Source organism: Anaerococcus hydrogenalis (genome assembly GCF_002871895.1).
Taxonomy (GTDB): Bacteria; Bacillota; Clostridia; order Tissierellales; family Peptoniphilaceae; genus Anaerococcus; species Anaerococcus hydrogenalis.
This window is the reverse complement of record NZ_PNHP01000009.1, coordinates 1-659: the sequence shown is the minus strand read 5'-3', so window position 1 is coordinate 659 and position 659 is coordinate 1. Positions and strand designations below refer to the sequence as shown.

The 659-nt window shown below is 33.1% G+C and carries 1 protein-coding gene; it reads left to right on the top strand.

The window, feature by feature from the left end; translation table 11 throughout:
• Nucleotides 1-269: 269 nt before the first annotated feature.
• A partial coding sequence (locus CJ192_RS09165; RefSeq protein ID WP_146001770.1) for an IS110 family transposase occupies nt 270-659 on the top strand: 390 nt, incomplete at its 3' end.

The window sequence follows — 659 nt, the reverse complement described above, 5'->3', positions numbered from 1 at the left end:
ACCTCCTCGTATATTATAGTTGTAGTAATAAATACTACATTTTGTTCTCAATCCCACTTTCTTATGGGATAATAATTGTATAGATAGAGGTCGTAGTTAACCTCCTTGAAGCTAGTCTTCCTAAATTAGGGTTACGCCTCTTCTTTACGTCTTTATCAGTATGAGCTGGATAGCGCATTTCGTTGCTGTATGTCTAACGAGGTTTGATTGTCGTAAAGTTCTTGAGGGTCCTTTCTCTATCTAAATTTATATTAAAGCTAGGTGATTTTATGTTTTACATTGGTGTTGATATTGCAAAGAAAAACCACGAAGCCTCAATAATTGATTCTGATGGGAAACTTGTTTCTGAGTCCTTTTCTTTTTCTAATTCTATTAGGGGTTTAGAGAAGTTTCAGAAATTTATTTCCTCTTTTTCGATTGATTCTAACAACTGTATTATTGGTATGGAAGCTACTGGCCATTATTGGCTTTCGCTTTATTCTTTCTTAATTGATTTAGGTTTTTCTTGTGTTGTTATTAACCCTATTCAATCTGATGCTTTTAGAAAGATGTATATTAGACAGACTAAGAATGATTCTGTTGATTCTTTTGTTATTGCTCAAATTCTTAGGTTCGGTGAGTTTTCTGTTTCTCATTTTTCTGATGAGGATACTTTTGCT